A 15,635-nucleotide genomic window follows, 5' to 3' on the forward strand; every position below is an offset into this window, starting at 1 on the left:
TCATTGCGATGTTCCCTCACCCTAACCCTCTCACTGGGGAGAGGGAACCGTCCGGCGCTGGTTTTCCGTTTCGTACGCTGTTGCGATTACCCCTCTCCCCGCAAGAGACCGGGGGTTCCTGCCACACCCCCAACCACCGACGCCGCCTTCCCCCTCTCCCTCCGGGAGAGGGCCGGGGTGAGGGGGAGTGGTTCAGGTCCCCTGCAGCGGCCACAGCCATGCCGCGCCGCGTACTCCACTGGAGTCGCCGTGCATCGCTTTACGGATCGGCGTTTCACACTCGCCGCCAAAGACCCACTGTTTTACCAGGTCCGGCACCGTCTGATACAGCCGCTCGACGTTGCTCATCCCGCCGCCCAGCACGATGACGTCCGGATCGAGGATGTTGACCACGTGGGCGAGCGATTTCGCCAGCCGCTGTTCATAGCGGCTCAGCGCCAGTTCGGCTTTTTCGTCACCTTCCCCCACCAGGCGCATAATCTCGCTGCCGCTTAACCCCTTGCCGCTCAGCCGCTGATAGTCAGTGGCAAAGCCGGTGCCGGAGATAAAGGTTTCGATACACCCCTGTTTACCGCAGTAGCAAGGCACTTCCGCACGGTAGCGCAGCTCATCGTCGTTCATCCACGGCAATGGGTTATGTCCCCACTCGCCGGCGTTACCGTTGCCGCCGATATGCGCCCGCCCGTTAAGCGCTACGCCCGCGCCGCAGCCGGTGCCGATGATCACCGCGAACACCGTGTGCGCCCCCGCCGCCGCGCCGTCCACCGCTTCCGACACCGCCAGACAGTTGGCGTCGTTAGCCAGCCGGACTTCACGGTCAAGGCGCAGGCTGAGGTCCTTGTCAAAGGGCTGACCGTTGAGCCAGGTCGAGTTGGCGTTTTTCACTACCCCGGTATAGGGCGAAATCGAGCCCGGGATCCCCATCCCCACGGTGCCACGCTGTCCGGTCGCCTGCTCGGCCATCGCCACCAGGGTAGCGATAGTCTCGATGGTTTGCCGGTAATCCTCCCGCGGCGTGGGTAACCGATGGCGAAACAGCTGCTCTCCCTGGTCGCTCAGGGCTATCACTTCGGTTTTTGTACCACCTAAATCAATACCAATACGCACGCTCAGCTCCTCACCCCGATTAACAATGCAAGCATAGCGACAATTCGCTATCATGCCCGCCTGATTTAACGACAAAGCCGTGGAAATTATCATGCTGTGGTTCAAAAATTTAATGGTTTACCGTCTCAGCCGCGATATCGAATTGCGCGCCGAGGAGATGGAAAAACAGCTGGCCGAGCTGACATTTACCCCTTGTGGCAGCCAGGATATGGCGAAAACCGGTTGGGTATCGCCGATGGGATCGCACAGCGACGCGCTGACGCATACGGCGAACGGCCAGATCATTATCTGCGCGCGTAAAGAAGAAAAGATCCTGCCGTCGCCGGTGATCAAGCAGGCGCTGGAGGCGAAGATCCAGAAGCTCGAAGCCGATCAGGGGCGCAAGCTGAAGAAGACTGAGAAAGATTCCCTGAAAGATGAAGTGCTGCACTCGCTGCTGCCGCGCGCCTTCAGCCGCTTCAGCCAGACGATGATGTGGATCGACACCGTCAACGGCCTGATCATGGTGGACTGCGCCAGCGCGAAGAAAGCGGAAGATACCCTGGCCCTGCTGCGTAAAACCCTCGGCTCGCTGCCGGTGGTGCCGCTGACCCTGGAGAATCCGATCGAGCTGACGCTGACCGAGTGGGTCCGCTCCGGCACCGTAGCGCAGGGCTTCCAGCTGCTGGACGAAGCCGAGCTGAAAGCGATGCTGGAAGATGGCGGCGTGATCCGCGCCAAGAAGCAGGATCTGGTCAGCGACGAAATCGCTGTGCACATTGAGGCCGGGAAGGTCGTCACCAAGCTGGCGCTGGACTGGCAGCAGCGTATTCAGTTTGTGATCTGCGACGACGCGTCAATTAAGCGCCTCAAGTTCTGCGATGAATTACGCGACCAAAACGAAGATATCGATCGGGAAGATTTCGCCCAGCGCTTTGACGCCGACTTTATCTTAATGACCGGCGAACTGGCTGCCCTGATCCAAAGCCTGGTGGAAGGGCTCGGCGGCGAAGCGCAGCGCTAAGCGCCGCTTTCTTTCCTGCCTGGCAGGAAAGAAAAATACAACCCGGCGGCAAGCGCCGGGCGTTACGCTGACTTACAGATAGCGGCACAGATAGGAGGTTGGCTCAGCCACCTGCAGATGGAATTCGCTGTTGCCTGGCACATTGAAGGCTTCGCCGGCGGCGTAAACTTTCCACTCAGTCTCACCCGGCAGCAGGACATTCAGCGCCCCGCTGACCACCGTCATCTCTTCCGGCTGCGCCGTACCAAAGGTGTATTCCCCTTCCGCCATCACGCCAACGCTGGCGCGACCGGTACTGCTGCTGGTGAAGCCAATGGATTTCACTTTTCCGTCAAAGTATTCATTGCTTTGAAGCATAAACAAGCCCTTCTGATCGTCGTTGAAAGGCTCAATATAGGGGGCGCTCCTTGCCCCTGTCACGTGAAATTAACACATTAGACTAATAGTTCTGCCGCCAGTCGGGAAACCAGCACATTCGACAGCAAAACCGGGACATCAAGGGCTTTTTGTAACACATCGCGATGATGCTGATAGTAACCGAGACAGTCGAGGACCAGCACGTCGGCCCCCTGCTCCAGCAGCGCTTTACCGGCGGTTAACAGCTCACTGTCGCTACCGGTAAACGGGTTGGCCAGCGCGTAGTACGGTGACTTCTCCAGTGAATGCCACTTTTGTCGCTGCATGGGCATGATCTCTTCCACCGGCACGATCACCCCGACCTGGTGCCCATCGACGATCGACGCCACCAGCGGCGGAATGATCCGCTGCGGCTCGAGGAGGATCGCGTGGTGGGTGGTAAAACCGGTCAGCTGTTCGGAGCTGAGCAGCAGGATCACATCAAAATGCTGTCGATCCAGCATGGCGATCACGCTGCGAACATCACATTCAATTTTTTGTCGCGACACCATCACCAGCTGGTTATCGCTGAGCAAGGTCAACAGACCCTGTTCGCCGTCACCCACGGCGTACTCTGCCATCACGTCGTCACGCGTCATCTCGCCCAGCAGGCTAATGTGAGCGATCTGTTCTTCCCTGATATGTTCGGTCAGGAGCGGTAATACTCCCGCCAGCGGCACAACGCCGATGGTCAAAATTGCCATCGTTGCACTACTCATATCATGTACCTTTTCACTACCACTGCTTCAACACAGGCTTACCACACACAGCATTCGCCCCCCTGGTGAGTAAAAATCAACCGTCGTGAAGCGTAGCAGCTCCACGCCGCGGTTGAATGTAAAGTTTACCGGGCGGCGGCGGCGTGCCTGAAAAATCCGTGTGTTAGAAATTCATTAGTACGACTGATAAATAAAAAATGTGAGATACGCCCGATATTGCCCGCAGGACAGGCAATCCGGGCTCAGGGGTTAAGACTTGTCGGGATCTTCATAACGCCGCTTGGCATCCACGGCTTCCTGCTCGGTAGGATGTTCGCTGATTAGCGAATCGGGCTCAGGATAGTCCGCGCGGAGTTGATACCAGGTCACCGTCTGACCCTGAGGACCTTTCTCTACCGCAACCACGCGCGCTTCTCTCGGATATGGGGGTCTGTTTGGCATAGTTCTTCCTTCTTCCGGTATCAGAACTATCAAGTATAGGCGCCCCTCGCCGCCTTAATGTAAGTAAATTCTTAACTTACCGGAGCTGCCGTCGCGCCGCACAGCATGGTCATAATTTGCTCCACCACCCGATCCGGGGAGGCTGTAGCATCGACAATATGATGGGCAGCATCACGGTATAACGCTTCACGCTGCGCCAGCACCTCGCCCACTTCCTCACGCACCGGTTTCCCGGTGAGCGTCGGCCGTTGTTCGGCTTTCGGGTAGGCTTCCAGACGGTCAATCAGCGCCGACACCGACGCCTGAAGATAAATCACCACGCCATTCTCCCGCATAAACTGACGGTTACATTCCGCCAGGATGATGCCGCCGCCGGTGGCGATCACCGTATTCGGCAGGGTCACGGCCTTCAGCGACAGGGTCTCCAGCTCGCGAAAGCGCGCCCACCCTTCCGCCTGCACGATCTCCGCCACCGTCCGCTGCTCATGGGCCTGCAGCCGATGATCGGTATCGGAGAACTGAAAATGTCGCGCTCGCGCCAGCGCATGGCCGACGGTGGTTTTACCGCAGCCGCGTGGCCCGATGAGAAAGATTGGCTGTGTCATAACCGAAGACCCCCTGGTTCCGTCTGTCGCAAAAAAAGGAAAACGAAAGAACGTATTATCGCTGTCTGTTCCGCAACGTAGTCGTAAAGAAAACGTTACACAACTTCTTTACACCCCATCACCGCAGTGAGACAAAGGGCTCTTAATGTAAACTTATCATTGCATTTGGTGTTTAACCAGCTTTACTTTTCTGCCTGGCGTTATTTTTTATCCACTGCTGGCGTAAACGGTAACACATTTATGCATAGCTTTACGAAGCAACATATTTACAACATCGTGTTTCAGACGCACCCTGATGCCTATTCGACAGTGTGACAGAGGAATGTAACATGCAATCTGAAGAACAACGCCTTATTGATGGACTGTTTTCCCGGCTGAAAGAGGCTGAGGCGCACAGTGCATCGCGCGATGCCAGCGCCGAGGAGCGGATTGCCCAACACGTGAGCGCGCAGCCGGCGGCCCCCTACTATATGGCGCAAACCATCCTTATCCAGGAAGCCGCGATTAAACAGCTCAACGATCGCATCCAGGCGCTGGAGAGCCAGGTCAGCCAGCTGCAGGCGGCGAAGCCCAGCAGCGGCGGTTTCCTCTCCGGCCTGTTTGGCGGCGGCGGCTCGTCACGCGGTTCTGACCCGATCCCGGGCGCGGAGCAATACGGTCGCCCGCAGGCCAGCTCACAGCCGCAGTATGCCCCACAGCAGCAGCAGAGCTATGCCCCGCAGGCTGCCGCACGCGGCGGCGGCTTTATGGCGGGCGCGCTGCAGACGGCCGCAGGCGTTGCGGGCGGGGTGGTGCTGGGCAATATGCTGACCAATATGTTCAGCGGCTCGCACCCGCAGGAGATTGTGAATATCATCGAAGAGAAGCCGCAGCCTGATGCTGACGCCCCCGCCGCACAGGACGCCGCCGCGGGTGACGATCCGTTCCGTCAGGGAGACGATCAGTTCCTTGCCGACAACACCTGGAACGACGACTTCGACGCCGGCTTTGGCGATGATGATATTGGCAGCGATGACGACAGTTGGGTTTAACCCTGCTGACGTTTAACCGCCAGCAACCACTTCTCCAGCTCGGCGGCAAACTGTTGCCGATCGCGCTGCGATAAACTATCCGGGCCGCCGGTCTGAACGCCGCTGGCCCGTAATGTCTCCATAAAATCCCGCATCGTCAACCGCTCGCGGATCGTCGCTTCGCTGTAGCGCTCTCCGCGCGGATTGAGCGCCGCCCCGCCCTTCGCCAGCACCTCCGCAGCCAGCGGAATATCGGCGGTGATCACTAAATCCCCCGCCGCGCACTGACGGACGATTTCGTTATCCGCCACGTCAAAACCCTGCTCAACCCGCAGGGTGCGGATGAAACGCGACGGCGGTACGCGCAGCGGCTGGTTCGCCACCAGCGTCAGCGGCGTCTGGGTCCGCTCTGCCGCGCGGAACAATATCTCTTTAATCACGTTCGGACACGCGTCTGCATCCACCCAAATGGCCATGCCAGCTCCTGTTACCTGCAATAAGTGTCGCCAATGTTACCTGCTTTTCTCCCCCATGAAAGCGCCAGGATGATAAGCTAATCAGATCGTAACGAAAAAAGCAGAGGGGAATGGTGATGGATAAGAAAATTGGCTTTATCGGCTGCGGCAATATGGGTAAGGCCATTCTGGGTGGACTGATCGCCAGCGGCCAGGTACAGCCGGGACAAATTTGGGTCTACACCCCGTCGCCGGACAAGGTTGCGGCTCTGCGCGACCAGTACGGCATCAACGCCGCCGATAGCGCCCAGGAAGTGGCGCAAATTGCCGATATCGTCTTCGGCGCGGTGAAGCCGGGGATCATGACCAAAGTGCTGGGCGATATCGCCTCCAGCCTGAATAAAGAGTCGCTGGTGGTCTCCATCGCCGCCGGCGTCACGCTTGACCAGCTGGCGCGCGCGCTCGGCCACGATCGCAAAATTATTCGCGCGATGCCCAATACCCCGTCGCTGGTTAACGCCGGCATGACCTCCGTTACGCCAAACGCGCTGGTGAGCAGCGAAGATGTGGCCGAAGTGTTGACCATTTTCCGCTGCTTTGGCCAGGCGGAGCAAATTGCCGAGCCGATGATCCATCCGGTGGTGGGCGTTAGCGGTTCGGCGCCAGCCTATGTCTTTATGTTTATCGAAGCGATGGCCGATGCCGCCGTTCTCGGCGGGATGCCGCGCGCCCAGGCCTACAAATTCGCCGCGCAGGCGGTGATGGGCTCTGCCAAAATGGTGCTGGAGAGCGGTGAGCATCCGGGAGCGCTGAAAGATATGGTCTGCTCTCCTGGCGGGACCACCATCGAAGCCGTGCGCGTGCTGGAAGAAAAAGGCTTCCGCTCCGCGGTGATCGAAGCCATCAGCCAGTGCATGGAAAAATCAGAGAAGCTGAGCCGCTCCTGAAGCTGAGCTGGCGGGCTGCAAGCCCTGAGAGGTCAAAGAACAAGGGAGCGCGTGCGCTCCCTTTTTTTCAGGCTTTCTTCAGGCAGCTACTCATGAAGGTACTGCGTTCATCGCCCTTCAGTGATTTTGCCGAAGCCGCTTTGTTGCAGTCGCTCATCTTCTGCTGTTGGGGCGTGAGGGGCTTTCCTTGCGAGGTCGTGGTCTCTTTTTTGAGGCACTGACTCATAAAGGTTTTGCGCTCCTCCCCTTTCAGCGTTTTGGCTGACGCTTGCTGATTGCAGTCCGTCATCCTTTGCTGCTGAGGAGTGGGCGTTTTTTCTGCCGCGCCAACCGCGCTGATAAAGATCAAGCCAAACAGTAGGGTCATCAGTAAGGTTATTTTCATCGCACCATCCTTCTGTGAGTGGATCGTTGTAAGTCTGGACGCAGATAGAAAAAAAACCAGCCGGTGACGCGATTTCGCCACCGGCAGCGACTTATTTCAGACTCAGGGCAGCTTTCATAGTTGAGAAGAGGTCGGTCTGATCGGTCAGGCCGACGACGTTAGCCGCATGCGGACCGTAGGCCGCAATGCGCAGCTGGGTGCCGGTGTGCTCCATCGACTCTTCCTCTGAGTTGCCGTAGCTCATGACCATCACTGCGCCATCGCGAGTATTCAGAGCCTGAGTCAGGCCCGGGGCTTTGCTATCCGCCGGGATGATCTGGCTGGCGTGCGCATGGTCGGCGGTGACGATCACCAGGGTATTGCCGTCTTTTTTGGCAAATTCCAGCGCCTTCTGCACCGCCTCGTCGAGATCAACCGTTTCGCCGATCTGGCCGCACGGATTCGCCGCATGATCCTGCTTATCGATGGAGGCACCTTCCACCTGCAGGAAGAAGCCTTTCTCGTGGCGGCTCAGCAGGTCAATCGCTTTCTCCGTCATCTGCGCCAGCGTCGGCACCGAGGCGTCGCGTTTCGGGTTTGGGGTACAGGTTACCGGCGGCTTATCGATATTACCGTGATAAGACGCCTTGGGCCCTTCCCAGCGTACCGGCATATTGCCGTCGGCGAACAGTCCCAGCAGCGGTTTATCCTGGCTGGCTTCCGTCGCGGCGGCAAGAGAGGCCGCGTCGGTCACAATCTGGTAGCCGCGCGCTTCCGCCTGCTCACGCAGGGTTTTGCCCTGCCACTCGCCCGCCGTCGCCGTTTCGGCAAAAGTCTTCGCGCCGCCGCCCAGGGTGACATCCGGCCGGGCGTTCAGCAGCTGTTCGGTAATGGAGCCTTTGCCCCCTTTCTCCAGCGCATTGCTGGGGCATTTTTCGCTGGTAACCGTAGGGCCGTAGCATTTACGCGATGTCACATGCGCCACCAGCGCCGCGGGGGTAGCGTCCTGCAGCTCGGCGGTGGAAACGTTGCCGGTGGCCAGTCCCGCCGCTTTCGCCAGTTCGAGGATGGTCTGATGCGCGTTCTCATGAATATCGACGCCCAGCGCGCCGTTATAGGTCTTCACGCCGGTGGTCCAGGCGGTGGCGGAGGCCGCCGAGTCGGTGACGTAGTCCGGTTTACCGGTTTTTTTATCCAGCGAATAGTGCGTGTACTGCCCGGTTAACGGCAGGGCGTCAATGCCTTTAAAGAAACCGCCCGCCCCTTCCGCATAATTTCGCGCAGCGGTAATTTCAGAATCGCCCATCCCATCGCCAATCAGCAAGATAATGTTTTTGGCCGGCTTATTGATTATCGAGGCGCGCAGCGCTTCGGTTTGATCGCCCGTTAAACGACGCGCGCCGCCGGGAGTGGTGATATCTCCCTGGGCAGCGCGATTTTCCAGAACCGGCGCGGTCGTGGTTTCCGCATGAATAACCGGCGGGCCCAGCAGAGGCAGCAGGGCAATAAACAGGGCGCTTAATTTCACTTTTGTCATCTCCATGTAAAAAATACTTAAAAAAACAAAACGTGGGAGACTTTATAAAAGGGAGATGACAGAAAAATGACGGCATCCTTGTCGCGTCGCAAAGATTAGCTACGAGGATGCCGCAACAGCTTCTTTAGATATTGCTGCAGCAGGATGGCATCCTGGTCGTTGACCGGCGGACAAGGCGTCACCTGGTCTATCGCCTGCTCAATATCCTGAATCAATGCCTGCTGGGCATCATGCTCCATATGGCGCAATAATGCGGTGACCACGATCTCCAGCGCTTCAACCTGCACCGTCAGTTCCTTTGCTTCTTCTTCTTTTTGCGCCAGTTTAACCAGTAACTCAGCAATGAGATTCTTCATAGCACCAGTTCCTTATGCGAGGCCTGTTTTTCGATTGAGATGTCATACCTGATGACGGACCCCAGAATTACTTAAAATAAGAATCGTCGCAACACCCAATATACAGCGAAACGTTTTACCACAACAAAATACCACTATAAATAGTATTGTTTAATCACAACCGGGTCTGTTTATAACTAAATGACGTCGGAAATAATAAAATGGAATAGCGCTCACGCAATGGCGATAACAAAAAGTAATGGTAAATCGACCGACGTTGAATAACGCTGACGGTATTGCGTTAAATACCGTCAGCAGAGGTTCAGGCATTCGCCCGGCGGGTACGGCGCAGCATCCATGCCAGTTGCCAGAGGTTAATGAAAACGATAATGGCGGTAGCAATAAACACCCAGCGGAAGCCGGCCATCGCTGATACGGAAGCGCCAATTAGCGGCCCGGCGACGTTGCCAAGATACATAAACGACTGGTTATAGCCAAAGATGCGCCCGGTGACGCTGTCGCTGCTGTATTTCAGCAGCAGGGTCTGCACCGCCGGAAGCATCGCGCCATCGGCAAAGCCGAGCAGAAAACGCAGCGTACCTAATTGCAGCGGGGTGGTGACAAAGGACATGGCGAAGAACATCACCACCGCGCAGCAGAGCGTCGCCAGCAGGATCCGCGAGGTGCCGATGCGGTCGCCAAGCTTACCCAGACGTGGCGCAGAGATCAGCGCCGACACCCCGGGCACCGCGGCGATCATCCCGGCCAGAAAAGCGATATTGTTGCTGTCCGGCGCCATCGACTTGATAAACAGCGCCAGAATCGGGCCGATTGAGCCGTTGCACAACTGGATCACCAGAGTGGTGAAAAAGAGGCTGATTACCAGCCCCGGATAGGGCAAGGAGGCAAAGACCTGTTTCCCGGTGAGACGATCGCTTTTGCTGACCTGCGGGCGAACGCCCTCTTTAATCAGAAACAGGGTCACCAGAAAACTGATGGTCAGCAGGATCGCCGTAATAAAAAAGACCATTCGCAGCCCGACGTGGTCCGCCAGGAAGCCGCCCAGCAGCGGCCCGCCGATCACGCCGCTGATTTGCGCCGTCGACAGGGTGCTCAGCGCCCAGCCGCTGCGCTCGCGCGGCACCTGGGAGGCCACCAGCGCCATGGCGTTAGGGATATAACCGGAGGTTAAGCCCATGATCGCCCGCAGGATAAACAGCTGCCAGACATTGGTGGCGAAGGCCTGCAGTAAAATGGCAATCGCCATTCCCAGCGAGGCGCGCAGCAGCATCAGCTTGCGGCCTTTGCGGTCCGCCAGGCTCCCCCACATCGGCGAGACGATCGCCGAGACCAGGAAGGTGACGCTGAAGGTCAGCCCCGACCACATCGACAGCGCTTCATGCGAGGTGACGCCCAGCTGGGAGACGTAGAGCGGTAAAAAGGGGAGAATTTGACTGATCGCCAGGCCGGTAAAAAAGCAACCAAACCAGACGGAGATAAGATTAACCTTCCAGGATTCCATAACTACGCGTATTCATTAATGATTTGCCAATTATTACCTAGCTTAGCAATTTCATTGCACTGGTGTACTACCATAGATGCGCTGGCGGTGAGTTTGGTGTTTTATGACTGCGCATGAGAGGCTGACGAAGCATTTTCTGGTCATTCAGGCTGCTCACAGGGCTTTATGCTCAAAAGCAGAAGCCCTGCCCGCGCATCCCAAAGTGAAAATGGTTGGCGTGCGCCGCGTTGTACTCCGGCCCCAGGGCGTTGCCGAAGTAAGGGCAGCTGTTGCTTAACAGCGCCGCCAGCCAGGGGTGAGAGCGATCGCTGCGCCAGCCCTGCAGGACGCTGATGCGTCTGCCGTCCGTCAGGCGGAAGCCGCTAACATCAAGGGCATCCGCCGTCGCGTGTTCACTACGCCGCGCCTGTTCCCGATGGTAGATATTGCGGCAGGCGAAGCTGCCGAGATGATCGATCTGGCGCAGATCGCTGGCCATCAGCTGACGGGTTAGCGGCTTCGCCTGCTGCTCGACGTACAGCGCGCTGCTGAGCGCCAGCGGGCAGCTGGCGAGGAAACTACTGCTCAACTGCACCGAGCCAAAATTAGCCACCCGCACCACATTACGCAGCGGGCAGGCGCCCTCGCTGTCGGCCACCGGCTGGCTGGCGATGAGCCGCCGGCGGTTGGCCTCCGCCAGCAGGGAGGCGCACTGGTCGGCCGTCAGGCTGCGCAGCTTGAACGACGTCAGCCAGCCCGGGGGATCGTCAAGGGCCAGCGGCGCCAGCGGATTCAGGTGTGGCGGCAGATAGCGATATCCCACAAGGCCCGCGCCGAGCAGCCCGGCCAGCACCAGCAGCGTCTTTCCTCTCACGCCCGCTCCCGTCAATTGATCAGGTAAATATTATGGCAGGCAGGCGGCGGTTTCACATGGTATGTTATGCCCTTTGATGTAATCTGGATGGAAGTTGAAATGGCAAAGATGAGGGTTGGGATCGTTTTTGGCGGTAAGTCGGCAGAGCATGAAGTGTCGCTGCAGTCAGCGAAGAATATCGTGGAAGCGATTGATAAATCACGCTTCGATGTGGTTCTGTTGGGGATTGATAAACAGGGGCTATGGCACATCAACGACGCCGGCAACTACCTGCTCAACGCTCAGGATCCTGCCCGCATCGCCCTGCGCCCTTCAACGGTGACCCTGGCGCAGATCCCGGGCCGCGAGGCGCAGCAACTGATTAACGCCGAAAGCGGTCAGCCGCTGGCGGCCATCGATGTAATTTTCCCCATCGTCCACGGCACGCTGGGCGAAGACGGTTCCCTGCAGGGGATGCTGCGCATGGCCAATCTGCCTTTCGTCGGATCCGATGTGCTGGGCTCTGCGGCCTGTATGGACAAAGATGTGACCAAACGCCTGCTGCGCGACGCCGGTCTCGCCGTTGCGCCGTTTATCACCCTGACCCGCGCCAACCGCGCGCAGTTCAGCTTTGCCGATGTCGAAGCGAAGCTGGGCCTGCCGCTGTTCGTTAAGCCGGCCAACCAGGGATCGTCGGTTGGCGTCAGCAAAGTTAAAAACGAAGAGCAGTACCATCAGGCGGTGGCCCTGGCCTTTGAATTTGACCATAAAGTGGTGGTGGAGCAAGGTATTAAAGGGCGGGAAATTGAGTGTGCGGTGCTGGGTAACGACCATCCGCAGGCCAGCACCTGCGGTGAAATTGTCCTCAACAGCGAGTTTTACGCTTACGACACCAAGTATATCGACGACCAGGGCGCGAAGGTGGTGGTCCCGGCCGCTATCGCCCCGGAGATCAACGACAAGATCCGCGCTATCGCGGTGCAGGCTTACCAGACCCTGGGCTGCAGCGGCATGGCCCGCGTCGACGTCTTCCTCACCGCCGACAACGAGGTGGTGATCAACGAGATCAACACCCTGCCGGGCTTCACCAATATCAGTATGTATCCGAAGCTGTGGCAGGCCAGCGGCCTCGATTACACCAGTCTGATCACCCGCCTGATTGAGCTGGCGCTGGAGCGCCATGCCGCGGACCGGGCGCTGAAAACCTCCATGAACTAAAACGCGTTTTACCCCGCCTGGCAGCGGCGGCCTCAGGCCTCCTCTGCCGGGCGGCGGCGGATCACAAAGCCCGCAATCCAGAAGCTTATCACCCAGGTGACCAGACCGACGGCGTAGGATTGCCAGCCCTGCGTCTCAAACCCCAGCAGCCCCACCACGCCATTAAGAATAAAAATTAACCCCAGCGCCACCGCGTAGTAGTGCCAGTCGCGGCGAATTTTATCAGTGAGCTTCATGCGGCCTCCAACAGCAAAAAACGCATCTTCGCATAGCCGCCCGCGGCGGTCTGTAGCGATATGGAGAATGTTGCTGGATTGCGACGCCGGTCTCCCTTTTCCCTTCCTGTGGCGCGGTTAACACAACGGCGAAAACAGGATTATTCCTGGAGGGCAATTACCAGCAATCTGATACTGGCGACGGCGTCGCACTGCCAGAATACCTGCCATAGAGCTGGAGAAAAAACCAGCAGTACAGAGGTGGGAGGGCCTATGGCTGAATTCAGTTTTTCAAAATCGCTTTTGGGAAATAAAAAAAGAGGGGCGCTGACCGGCAGCCATGTCGCCTACGGGCTGTTCGTGCTGATCTGCTGCTGGGCCGGCGCGCAGATGCTCAGCATGCTGATCCACGCCCCGGGGGTGTTTGAGCGCCTGATGCAGGCCCAGGACGCCAGCCGTCCGCAGGTCGACATCAGTCTCGCCGTTGGCACCCTCTTTGGCCTGATCCCTTTCCTGGTCGGCTGCGCGTTCATCGGGCTGCTGGCGATCATTGTACGCTGGCGTCGGCGCCGTTAACGCCGCGCCATACAGCTTGCCCGCCGCTCATCGACCCGTTTCGCAAACCACGCCGTCGTCAGATTACGGGTGATTTTCGGACTCTCAAGCTGGATCCCCGGTAACATCTCCCGCGGCAGGGTTTTGCCCGCTTTTTTATCAGCGAGACGGAAAACCTGTTGATAGAGGTCGGTCTTCTCAAACGCCAGGCTGTCGCCCTTTTTCAGCTGGCTGTGGATCTCGCTGTCGCTCATCCCCAGCTGGCCCGCCAGGCGACGTACCGCCAGCTCGGTGCTGCCCGGCTCATCGCTGTCATAGCGGATAAGGTCGCCGTCGAGCGCCAGTTTCACCCCGCTGGCTTTCACCACCGCGTTCTGGAAGGCGGCGTTACGGCTGGCATACCAGCCGGCGTTAAAGTCGGCAAAACGGTACAACGGCACGCTGTAGCTGGCCGGGTAGTTCAGCAGATGATAGGTACCAAACCACAGGCCGCCGCGCAGGCTGAAGACCTCCTGGCGCACCGTACCGTTCATTTTCCACGGGTAGCCGGAGGTATGCTGCTCAGCAAAGGCGATGCTGACCTGCATTGGGCCGCCGGTGTGCACCGGGTTCAGGGAGCCGAACAGCTTCTGCCCCATCGGCACCATCCCGATAAAGTCATCAAAAATAGCGCTCAGCTGCTTTTCCGTCTTCACGTTGTCCAGACGGTCGCTGTAGCTTTTGCCGTTTGGCGAGGTGATCTTCAGCGCGGTATGGACCAGAAACAGCGGAATGTGCATTTTTTCCGCCCGGCGGTCGATCTCCTGCCAGGCGATTTTATTCAGCCCCGGCACCACCGGATCGGACTGATAATTGGACTCCTGCTGCGCGACCGCCAGCACCGAGCAGACGTTCTCTTCCGTCGGCGCCAGCTTCTGGCTGTCAAAGGCGGTGGCGATGGCTTGCGCCCAGGCCTCCCGATCCTTGACGCTGGCGGGCATTTTCTGCCGCACCACCGACGCCACGTCAACGGGCTTCTCACCCTCTTTCAGCACCGGCGCCTGCTGGCTGGTACAGGCGCTGAGCACCACGGCCGCCAGCAGCGTCAATGAACCGGGTATAATGCGCGATAAACGTGCGGCCATCCTGCTTCCTTGTCTTGATTAACGTAATGTCGGGATCGCTTCCTGCAGCGGCTTGCCGTCCAGTTCGCGCTCAAAGCTGCGCAGACGTTTGTAGATGGACATCAGTTCCACCAGCGTCGTCCACGAGCTGATCAGGTACTGGAACGAACCGCGCACCTGGCCGAAAACGTTGGTAATTTGCGTCATCAGCCCGAGGGTAATCGTACCGGCAACGATCGACGGAAACAGCAGGAAAAGGCCGAAAACGTTATCCACCTGCAGATAGAGAATGCGGGCGATATTGAAGTACATATAGTGAAAATAGAGACGGAAATAGTTGCGACGCACCGCGCTGAACAGCTCGCGCACCGTCGGCGGCGTGGCGCGGGTTTCATCGTCCTCGCCGTAGACCAGCTCTTTACGATAGGCCGCTTCCACGCGCTGGTTTTTAAACTCCAGACCCGGCAGCTTAATCCCCACCACCGCCAGCAGGCCGGTCCCCATCAGCGACCAGACGATCGCGGCAATCACCAGGCCATACGGCAAGTGACCGACGATGGGCAGGTCAGGAACGTGTTCGGAGAGCGTCACCAGCACCGGCAGGAAGGCGATCAGGGTCATCACCGCGTTGATAAAGCTTACGCCCATATCTTCCAGGGTGGAGGCAAAGCGCATGGTATCTTCCTGCACACGCTGCGCGGCGCCTTCGATATGGCGCAGATGCTGCCAGTGGGCCATGTAGTGTTCGTTCATCGCCGTGCGCCAGCGGAAGACGTAGTGGCTGACGAAAAAGTTGTTCATCACGCCGATGATCACCGCGATGAGCGCGATGCCGAGAAAGATGCCGATCTCATGATAAAACTGGTTGATACTGACCTTATGCGGGGTGGCCAGCGCGCTCTGGATCAGATCATAGAACGGCGCATACCAGGCGTTGATCGCCACCCCCACTTCCACCAGAAACCAGGTGACGAAGATGATGAGCGACGTGCCGAGAATCGACCAGTACTGCCAGCGATGCGGGCAGTAGACAAACCAGAACAGCGCAAACACGCCGACGCAAAACAGATAGTAAGCGTAGAACACCAGATAGTTGAGCGACCAGAAGCGCGCCGCGCTGATCGCCACATCCTTCGATGCCCCGGTGACCCGCAGCAGCCAGTCGCCGCCGCCCGCCTGCCAAAAGATCACCGCCAGCAGCGACCAGATAAAGGCAGAAATAAAAAACGGCCCCGGTTTGGGGAAAAAAGATTTAAACATCATTGTCTCCT

19 protein-coding genes are annotated in these 15,635 nt (G+C 58.3%); 5 read left to right on the forward strand and 14 right to left on the reverse strand.

Annotation, left to right across the window (positions count from 1 at the left end; translation table 11 throughout):
- Window positions 1–192: 192 nt before the first annotated feature.
- Window positions 193–1,107 carry a fructokinase gene (mak, locus tag ACQUTI_RS12860; protein ID WP_048323138.1) on the reverse strand — a complete coding sequence of 305 codons (915 nt, stop codon included), beginning with the start codon at window positions 1,105–1,107 and terminating at the stop codon, window positions 193–195.
- A 91-nt stretch (window positions 1,108–1,198) separates the two neighbouring features.
- Between mak and rdgC the strand changes: the two genes are divergently transcribed.
- On the forward strand, window positions 1,199–2,110 hold the full coding sequence (rdgC, locus tag ACQUTI_RS12865) for a recombination-associated protein RdgC (protein WP_002890285.1): 912 nt from the start codon (window positions 1,199–1,201) through the stop codon (window positions 2,108–2,110).
- 72 nt (window positions 2,111–2,182) lie between these two features.
- Here the strand turns inward: rdgC and ppnP are convergent, their stop codons facing one another.
- From ppnP to aroL, 4 genes are all read right to left on the reverse strand, one after another.
- Entirely contained in the window at window positions 2,183–2,467 is a 285-nt protein-coding gene (gene ppnP, locus ACQUTI_RS12870) for a pyrimidine/purine nucleoside phosphorylase (RefSeq protein ID WP_004204865.1), read from the reverse strand.
- Window positions 2,468–2,544: 77 nt separating this feature from the next.
- Window positions 2,545–3,225 carry an AroM family protein gene (locus ACQUTI_RS12875; protein ID WP_122543137.1) on the reverse strand — a complete coding sequence of 227 codons (681 nt, stop codon included), beginning with the start codon at window positions 3,223–3,225 and terminating at the stop codon, window positions 2,545–2,547.
- Between the two features lie 249 nt (window positions 3,226–3,474).
- Window positions 3,475–3,666: a YaiA family protein gene (locus ACQUTI_RS12880; protein ID WP_002890278.1), complete on the reverse strand. Its 192-nt coding sequence runs from the start codon at window positions 3,664–3,666 to the stop codon at window positions 3,475–3,477.
- Window positions 3,667–3,737: 71 nt separating this feature from the next.
- Window positions 3,738–4,271, reverse strand: a complete 534-nt coding sequence (gene aroL, locus ACQUTI_RS12885) for a shikimate kinase AroL (protein WP_023319827.1) — start codon at window positions 4,269–4,271, stop codon at window positions 3,738–3,740.
- 329 nt (window positions 4,272–4,600) lie between these two features.
- On the opposite strand from aroL, the gene ACQUTI_RS12890 reads away from it, so the two are divergent.
- The gene (locus tag ACQUTI_RS12890; protein ID WP_114506134.1) at window positions 4,601–5,302 is read left to right on the forward strand and encodes a DUF2076 domain-containing protein; all 702 of its coding nucleotides are present in this window, start codon (window positions 4,601–4,603) and stop codon (window positions 5,300–5,302) included.
- Here the strand turns inward: ACQUTI_RS12890 and ACQUTI_RS12895 are convergent.
- Window positions 5,299–5,757, reverse strand: coding sequence for a YaiI/YqxD family protein (locus tag ACQUTI_RS12895; protein ID WP_004204870.1), 459 nt, complete (start codon window positions 5,755–5,757; stop codon window positions 5,299–5,301). The genes ACQUTI_RS12890 and ACQUTI_RS12895 overlap by 4 nt on opposite strands.
- Window positions 5,758–5,873: 116 nt before the next feature.
- Between ACQUTI_RS12895 and proC the strand changes: the two genes are divergently transcribed.
- Complete coding sequence (gene proC / locus ACQUTI_RS12900) at window positions 5,874–6,683, forward strand: pyrroline-5-carboxylate reductase (RefSeq protein WP_004204871.1); 810 nt, start codon at window positions 5,874–5,876, stop codon at window positions 6,681–6,683.
- A gap of 67 nt (window positions 6,684–6,750) precedes the next feature.
- Here the strand turns inward: proC and ACQUTI_RS12905 are convergent, their stop codons facing one another.
- From ACQUTI_RS12905 to ACQUTI_RS12925, 5 genes are all read right to left on the reverse strand, one after another.
- Window positions 6,751–7,068: a PsiF family protein gene (locus ACQUTI_RS12905; protein ID WP_004204873.1), complete on the reverse strand. Its 318-nt coding sequence runs from the start codon at window positions 7,066–7,068 to the stop codon at window positions 6,751–6,753.
- Window positions 7,069–7,159: 91 nt separating this feature from the next.
- Window positions 7,160–8,590, reverse strand: coding sequence for an alkaline phosphatase (gene phoA / locus ACQUTI_RS12910; RefSeq protein WP_428923278.1), 1,431 nt, complete (start codon window positions 8,588–8,590; stop codon window positions 7,160–7,162).
- 89 nt (window positions 8,591–8,679) lie between these two features.
- Window positions 8,680–8,940: an anti-adapter protein IraP gene (iraP, locus tag ACQUTI_RS12915; RefSeq protein WP_004204875.1), complete on the reverse strand. Its 261-nt coding sequence runs from the start codon at window positions 8,938–8,940 to the stop codon at window positions 8,680–8,682.
- Between the two features lie 301 nt (window positions 8,941–9,241).
- Window positions 9,242–10,441 carry a multidrug efflux MFS transporter gene (locus ACQUTI_RS12920; RefSeq protein ID WP_004204877.1) on the reverse strand — a complete coding sequence of 400 codons (1,200 nt, stop codon included), beginning with the start codon at window positions 10,439–10,441 and terminating at the stop codon, window positions 9,242–9,244.
- 169 nt (window positions 10,442–10,610) lie between these two features.
- Window positions 10,611–11,294 (reverse strand): extensin family protein, encoded by a 684-nt coding sequence (locus ACQUTI_RS12925; RefSeq protein ID WP_017898943.1) that lies wholly within the window; start codon window positions 11,292–11,294, stop codon window positions 10,611–10,613.
- A gap of 99 nt (window positions 11,295–11,393) precedes the next feature.
- On the opposite strand from ACQUTI_RS12925, the gene ddlA reads away from it, so the two are divergent.
- Entirely contained in the window at window positions 11,394–12,491 is a 1,098-nt protein-coding gene (gene ddlA, locus ACQUTI_RS12930) for a D-alanine--D-alanine ligase (protein WP_004204880.1), read from the forward strand.
- 32 nt (window positions 12,492–12,523) lie between these two features.
- Here the strand turns inward: ddlA and ACQUTI_RS12935 are convergent, their stop codons facing one another.
- Window positions 12,524–12,727, reverse strand: coding sequence for a DUF2754 family protein (locus ACQUTI_RS12935; protein ID WP_004204881.1), 204 nt, complete (start codon window positions 12,725–12,727; stop codon window positions 12,524–12,526).
- Between the two features lie 252 nt (window positions 12,728–12,979).
- On the opposite strand from ACQUTI_RS12935, the gene ACQUTI_RS12940 reads away from it, so the two are divergent.
- Window positions 12,980–13,282, forward strand: a complete 303-nt coding sequence (locus tag ACQUTI_RS12940) for a YaiY family protein (RefSeq protein ID WP_017898944.1) — start codon at window positions 12,980–12,982, stop codon at window positions 13,280–13,282.
- Here ACQUTI_RS12940 and ACQUTI_RS12945 read toward each other — a convergent pair.
- Together ACQUTI_RS12945 and sbmA are read right to left on the reverse strand one after the other, a co-directional pair.
- The gene (locus ACQUTI_RS12945) at window positions 13,279–14,385 is read right to left on the reverse strand and encodes a DUF1615 domain-containing protein (RefSeq protein WP_017898945.1); all 1,107 of its coding nucleotides are present in this window, start codon (window positions 14,383–14,385) and stop codon (window positions 13,279–13,281) included. The two genes, ACQUTI_RS12940 and ACQUTI_RS12945, sit on opposite strands and share 4 nt — an antisense overlap.
- An 18-nt stretch (window positions 14,386–14,403) precedes the next feature.
- The gene (sbmA, locus tag ACQUTI_RS12950) at window positions 14,404–15,624 is read right to left on the reverse strand and encodes a peptide antibiotic transporter SbmA (protein WP_004204884.1); all 1,221 of its coding nucleotides are present in this window, start codon (window positions 15,622–15,624) and stop codon (window positions 14,404–14,406) included.
- Window positions 15,625–15,635: the final 11 nt, after the last annotated feature.

Origin of the sequence: Klebsiella sp. 7-CIP_Kleb., from assembly GCF_050378655.1 — a bacterium.
Lineage (GTDB): Bacteria > Pseudomonadota > Gammaproteobacteria > Enterobacterales > Enterobacteriaceae > Klebsiella > Klebsiella quasipneumoniae.